This window comes from Paenibacillus zanthoxyli JH29, from assembly GCF_000520715.1.
Classification (GTDB): Bacteria; Bacillota; Bacilli; order Paenibacillales; family Paenibacillaceae; genus Paenibacillus_AQ; species Paenibacillus_AQ zanthoxyli.
In genome coordinates, this window is sequence record NZ_ASSD01000435.1 from 1 (window position 1) to 6,640 (window position 6,640).

The window sequence follows — 6,640 nt, forward strand, 5'->3', positions numbered from 1 at the left end:
TACGGGTCCTCCTGACAGAGGCGGCAAGAAGCTCGTTGTACTGGATGCCGGGCACGGTGCCAAGGATTCCGGTGCGGTCGGGGTCACAGGGAAATATGAGAAGAACTTTAATTTGGCGGTAGTCCTCAAAGCAGAGGCGCTGCTGAAGCAGGAGGCGAATATCGAGGTTGTGCTGACACGCAGCGATGATACTTTCCTTGAGCTTAAAGAACGAGCGGCTATCGCCAATAACTTGAACGCAGACCTGTTCATTTCGGTACATGCCAACAGCAGCCCCACTACAGCTGCGAGCGGCACCGAGACGTATTATAAGCGGGATGAGAGCAAGGCATTTGCCGCTGTAATGCATAAATATTTGGTACAGGCTACCGGACTCAGCGACCGGGGTGTGCAGTACGGCAATTTTCATGTTATTCGTGAAACGAAGATGCCGGCGATTCTATTGGAAGCTGGCTATCTCAGCAATAAAAAAGATGAAGCTCTCCTATTTACGGAAGATTTGCAGAATAGGGTGGCCGCAGCGATTGTTAGCGGAATCAAGGAGTACCTGGGCATCAGCTAGCAGCCTCACGGCAGACTGACGCCGCAGAGTCAGGCTTCTGCCCATGCAGGGATAGAGGATGCTCTGCGGAAGGGTCTGCCCCTTCTTATAGATTACAAGATTCTTCATTGCACCATCTTACTAAGGAGGCGTTGAAATTGTGGAATAAAAAAATGGGGATCATCGGTATAGCGTCGGCTCTTCTGCTTGTGCTGGCAGGGTGCGGCGATAAACCGTCTACAGCGCCTGCAAATGAGGGAGGCATCGCTTCACCGGCTGTCGTCAGCGGCGCTGAAGGGAATGTTGAAGCTTCGGAGCAGCCTGTGGAAAGTACCGTTCCGGATAGTTCGGCGCAGCCGACGGCAGAAAACGAGAGTCCTTCAGTTGAGCCGTCACTGAGCGCTGCTCCGCCCGAGGAGAAAAAGAGTCAAACGATTGATGTCTATTACGCGGATTCTCAAATGACGGATCTGAAGCCGGCAAAGGCGGACATTGCTTATAAGGACGACACTGAAAAATACACCGAGGCTTTCAAATCGCTGCAAAAAAGCGATAATACGGACCTGATCCCTCTATGGGGAAAAATGGAACTAAAGTCTCTGAAGTTCGAGAACGGGCAAATCGTGATGGATATTCACAAACCGGCAGAGGCTCAGCTAGGTGCCGGAGGCGAATCCTTTGCGCTCAGCGCGCTGACTAAGACGCTGTTCCAATTTTCGGAAGTTCAGAGTATTGAACTGCTGGTTGATGGGGAGCAGGTTGAGAGCCTGATGGGTCATGCGGACCTGCTGCATCCGATGACCAGGGAGAACAGTCAGTAAGCCGTACAGGAAGAGCGTCGGCATATCAAATTCCGCTAATGACAGGGACGGTTTATCCATATGCAGAGAGGGGAACATTCCAAATTGTCTGAACTTATCAAGTACAACTATTACAATAAGGGATATACTAAGAAAGCTATATCCGTCCTGCTCGCCGGGGCGGTTGCGTTTGGCGGAGCGGGAACGGTATTGGCGGAAAGTGCGCCCGCCGGGGACACAGCTGGGGCCGTATCTTCGCTGAGTGCAACGAGGACTGGAGCTTTCTCCGATGTAACCTCCGGCTTTTGGGCCGAGAAGCATATCTATAAGCTGGCCGCACAGGAAATCATCATAGGCAACAACGGAAAGTTTCGTCCGGCGGACCCTGTTACCCAACAGGAAGCTGTGCTGATGGCTTTGCGTTTCATGAAGCTGGATAACCAGGCTTCGGGAGAGACTGCAACAGCGCTTCCGTCCGGCTTTGACGTCTCCAATTATTACAAGCCTTATGTCGTGCTGGCGTTTCAGCGGAACGTGCTGGACAAAACGACGGAAATGGCTGACGACAATCTGAAGACGTCCTGGGGTACACGCAAGGCTACCCGCGAGTGGATCGCCGAGCTGTTAATCCGCGCCCTTGGCAAGACATCCGATGCGCAGGCAGTCGCTAGCGAGCCTTCGGGATTTGCGGATGACGCCAAGATTTCCGCAGGTAAACGCGGATATATCAACACTGCGATCGACCTTGGACTGACGAACGGATTGAGCGGGAACATTTTCAATCCAACGGGAGAAGTTACGCGGGCACAGCTCGCCACCTTCTTCAGCCGGGCGGAGGCTTATTCGGCGGCGGCATACAATAATACGTCAAGAGGTATCGTAACCGATGTAAAAGAAGGCAAAATGACACTATATAGCGGCGTCTCCAGCTCTGTATACTCCTTGAACTCCGGAACGGCTTATTTCAGCAGCGCCGCCGAAACGGCGATTTCATTGAACAATATTCAGCCTTATACAAAAGTCACGGTCATTGGCAAGAACGGGGCGGCTTCCTATGTAGAACTGACTGATCCGAAACCGCAGGTGGAGACGATCCAAGGAACATTCGCGAGATTGTCCGTGAGCGGCAATAAACTATGGCTGAAAAATGCCGACGGTTATCCGGAGTATGCTTTCGACAACGCAACTTCCTTTGTGGATGCGGGGGGCAGCACCATTGCAGCTTCCTCGATTTCGGAGGATAGTATCGTGGCAATTACACGAGAGACATTTACAGGACAGAACAAGATTCTTAAAGTTCAGGTTACTTCCGGTGTGGTCAATAAGACAGCATCCGGAACGCTCAAAAGCATCGATCTTACCGCTAAGACAATAACCTTCACGAACGCTTCCGGAACGGACGAAACATTCAAATGGGCGGACAGCGCCCTATTCAGCTATCAAAAGGCTATTCTGCTGCCTTCTGAATTGAAGGCTGGCGCAACGGTGAATTATAAGATTGAGAATAATCTGATTGGCTCCGTCGAAGTGACGCAGGCTGTAGAACGGACGGTGCAGGGAATGCTCACTGACCTGAACAGTTCCTCCGTAGTTTACAAGAAAGCCGATGGCACACGCGGCGTCCAGCTGCTTGCATCGAGCCCCGCCATCATCATCCCGGGCTATACCAAACCGGCCGCAGCGGATCTCATTGCCGATGCGACCTACGGCGATACTGTGGAATTGACGTTAAACGGCAGCGATCAGGTTACTAAAATATCTGTAATCAGCCGCAAGCTCGATCAGCAGTTTGGAGCGTCGGTTATCAGCTACAATTCCAAGACCAAGCTGCTGACGGTTACCGACAACGGAGATAAACCGCATGTATATGAACTGGATGATAATACAAAATATATTAACGATAACGGAATTGTGCCTACGTTGACCACTATTGGTCCGATGCTGACAGAGAACCGGAAGGTGAATGTCAATGCTCTCGGCCAGCGGACGCTTTCCCTAGAGATTGTCAGCAAGTATGAAGGCGCCCTTACTTCGGTCAATACTTCGTCAAAGTCAATTGTGCTGAAGACGGCCGACGGCCATTCCATGACTTTCCCTTATCCGCCGATTGTCGAGATGTTCGGACGAACGGGCCTTTCCATGACCGATGTGTCCGTTGGCAGCAGCGTAATCGGCTATGTCCCGACAAGCCAGGATGTTTTGACTGTATTGAAGGTTAAGACTTCTCAGCAGCTGGGGCTTGCGTATGTCGATGCAGCGAACAACAAATTGGGCGTCAAGACATCCGGAGGGAACATCGATATTTACACGCTCGCCATTCCGCTGACCGACGAGACTGGACAGACGATCAAACTGAGCGACCTCAAGGCTGGAGACTATGTCAATGTCAGCGCACTTGGAAGCTCCCCATTGTCAATTCAATCCGTAAAGACAACGACAGGTCAGGTAACAGCCATTGACGCTGCAGCCGGGACACTGAGCGTTAAAGACTATGCGGGCACTGTCCAAGCCTTCGGAACGGGAGGAAGCGTCAAAATTGTCCGTGACAACGGCACTTCCACAGCGCTAAGTTCCCTTTCGTTATCCGAAAGAGCGGAGGTCCGCAAGGATGCCGACGGAACGACGATTGTACGCGTACTGCCCGTTCAGACCCGCAACTTTTCGAGCTATGATGCAGCTGCAGGCCGCATTGTCGTCAAGCGGGATAACGTAAATGACGAAAATTACCGGTTCATCCTGTCGCCTAACGTATACATTCACCAAGGCGACACGACTTTATCCGTGCAATCTCTCAAAGAAAATGATAAAATTGCAGTATATTTCAATAACAATGTCGTGGTTGAAATTGTGAAGCAGTAAGGAATGGCGGCTTTTTCCGCGAGAGATACCGTCCTGACGCATGGCTTCCCTGCGTCGGGACGTTTTTTTCTAGGAAGAGGAGATACAATATTGTCATGTATGGGATCACCCGGCTATAATACATACTCCATTGAACTTCCTTGAATATGTTGGTGCAACCATTTATACTAGCAGAGCGATATACCTGACATGTGAGGTACACCATATGAAGATTTCAGATGTCCGCCACATTCTGGATACGATTGGCGAGATGTTTCCGGATGCGGACTGTGAGCTTAACCACAGCAATGCGTTCGAGCTGACGATTGCCGTGCTGCTGTCGGCCCAATGCACGGACGCAACCGTAAACAAAGTCACTGCAGACTTGTTCCAGAAGTATAAGACACCGCTGGATTATGTTTCCGTCCCGCTGGAGGAACTGGAGCAAGACATCCGGCGGATCGGCCTTTACCGCAATAAGGCAAAGCATATTCAGAATTTATGCTCCATTCTGATCGATCAGTATGGCGGGGAAGTGCCGCAGGCCCACGATCAGCTGGTTACACTTCCGGGAGTGGGACGCAAGACAGCCAATGTGGTCGTATCCAACGCCTTCGGCGTGCCTGCGATTGCCGTGGATACGCATGTTGAGAGGGTATCCAAGCGTCTGGGGCTCGCGGGATGGAAGGATTCAGTGCTGGAGGTTGAGAAGAAGCTGATGAAGGCGGTCCCGAAGAATGAATGGACGCTGACGCATCACCGGCTGATTTTTTTCGGAAGATATCACTGCAAGGCGCAGAATCCGAAATGTCAGGTATGCCCGCTTCTGGATGTATGCCGCGAAGGGAAGAAACGTATGAAAACCTCGACGGTAAGCAAAGCTAAGAAATAGTGAAGCGCGGCCGCTTTAAGTCAGATATGAAGAAGAGGATGGGATTAGAATGAAATGCATTTCCGTATACACAGATAATTTTGAGCTGTTCTCAGATATTTTCGACCGTGTAGTGGACAGTTCGATGGAAGAGAACGAGGAGCAGGAGGTAGAGGGCATAACGATCAGCCATTCCGGCGACGTGCCTGAACATTACCTGGAGCGCATGGCGCAAAAGCCTGAAGTCGTGGTGATGAAAGACAAATCCCGCGGGCTGACAATCCTTCAGCATGGCAAGGTATTTGAAATTCTGCTGCCTGTGCTTGAGACTGCCTAAGCGGCTAAACGGCGGAGTTCCCGATAGAGGGAACTCCGCTTTTTTCTTCTCCCTGCATATTTGATTTGTGCCAATCCGATGATAAAATGGAATTATTCTATTCTTATAAAAATAATTACCGGATACCGACTAGCCTGGCGAATGACCATTACATGGCGGCAGAGGTGGATACCATATGGGTGCGGAGCGGGAGAGAATACAAAGCGATGTGAATAGAGCTTCAAAATGGAATCTGGCAAAGCTCTCCGAGTGGGCGGAGCTGCAAGGTGACAGGGATACAGGTCGTATTTTCGCGGATCTGCTCGAAAAAGAAAAGTCCGGGGAGCTGGTCTTCGCTTTTTGCGGTCATTTTTCGGCAGGGAAATCAAGTCTGATCAATGCGCTGTGCGGCAAAAATATTCTTCCTTCGGGACCGCTCCCTACGAGCGCAAATGTTGTCTCGATTCGCCGCGGAACCCCGCGAACGCTGATCTATAGAGGGAATGGCGGAACTGGCTGGGGAGAACCTATTGAAGCGTCAGCGAAGCAGCTCCGGGATTACTGCCGCCTTGGAGAAGATTACACTGCAATCGAGGTGTGGGAGGATGTGCCGCTTCTGGGGCCGCATGGCGTGCTTATGGATACCCCTGGGGTGGATTCCACGGAGGAAGGCCATCAAAGCGCAACCCGTTCGGCGCTGCATCTGGCGGATATCGTATTCTACATTATGGATTACAATCATGTACAGTCCGAGAACAATCTCGCGTTCGCCAAAACCTTGAGCGATTGGGGCAAGCCGCTGTACCTGATCATCAACCAGATCGACAAGCATCGGGAACAGGAGATAGGCATAGAGGATTACCGGAAGCAAGTGGAAAGCGCTTTCCATGATTGGGGCGTCAAGTTTACCGGTCTGCTGTTCACTTCGCTGAAAGAACAAGCACATCCGCTGAGCCGCCTGGAAAGCCTTCCCCGTCTGATTACAGAATTGCTTGAACGGCGGAAGGAGCTTCTGGCATACAGTCTGTCCCGCTCGATCGAGCATACGGCCGAAGCTTATTTGTCCGCGTTCCGCGAAGGGCAGCAGGAGGAAAGGGAAGCGCTGCTGGAAGAGCTTGACGGTGAAGATCCCGTTAGCCTGGAACGTGAGCTGGCCGGGTTGGAAGAAGAGGAGAAGGAACTGGAGACGCTGCCTGAACGCGCACGGCATAAGCTTCGCGGCAGTCTGGACGCTCTCCTCGGCAACGCCAACCTGATGCCCGCCGATATCCGGG

Annotated in this window: 6 protein-coding genes; all 6 read left to right on the plus strand. The window is 51.6% G+C overall.

The features are described 5' to 3' along the window. Positions 1 to 562, plus strand: a 562-nt coding sequence (locus L691_RS0116535; RefSeq protein WP_025691549.1) for an N-acetylmuramoyl-L-alanine amidase family protein, incomplete at its 5' end; no start/stop codon positions are given. 137 nt (positions 563 to 699) lie between these two features. Further along, positions 700 to 1,362 (plus strand): GerMN domain-containing protein, encoded by a 663-nt coding sequence (locus L691_RS0116540; RefSeq protein WP_025691550.1) that lies wholly within the window; start codon positions 700 to 702, stop codon positions 1,360 to 1,362. 84 nt (positions 1,363 to 1,446) lie between these two features. Then, positions 1,447 to 4,200: an S-layer homology domain-containing protein gene (locus tag L691_RS0116545; RefSeq protein ID WP_025691551.1), complete on the plus strand. Its 2,754-nt coding sequence runs from the start codon at positions 1,447 to 1,449 to the stop codon at positions 4,198 to 4,200. Positions 4,201 to 4,405: 205 nt separating this feature from the next. Then, on the plus strand, positions 4,406 to 5,071 hold the full coding sequence (gene nth, locus L691_RS0116550; RefSeq protein WP_025691552.1) for an endonuclease III: 666 nt from the start codon (positions 4,406 to 4,408) through the stop codon (positions 5,069 to 5,071). Between the two features lie 49 nt (positions 5,072 to 5,120). Then, complete coding sequence (locus L691_RS0116555; protein WP_025691553.1) at positions 5,121 to 5,387, plus strand: hypothetical protein; 267 nt, start codon at positions 5,121 to 5,123, stop codon at positions 5,385 to 5,387. 175 nt (positions 5,388 to 5,562) lie between these two features. Continuing rightward, positions 5,563 to 6,640: dynamin family protein (locus tag L691_RS0116560; protein WP_025691554.1), on the plus strand; the 1,078-nt coding region annotated here is incomplete at its 3' end.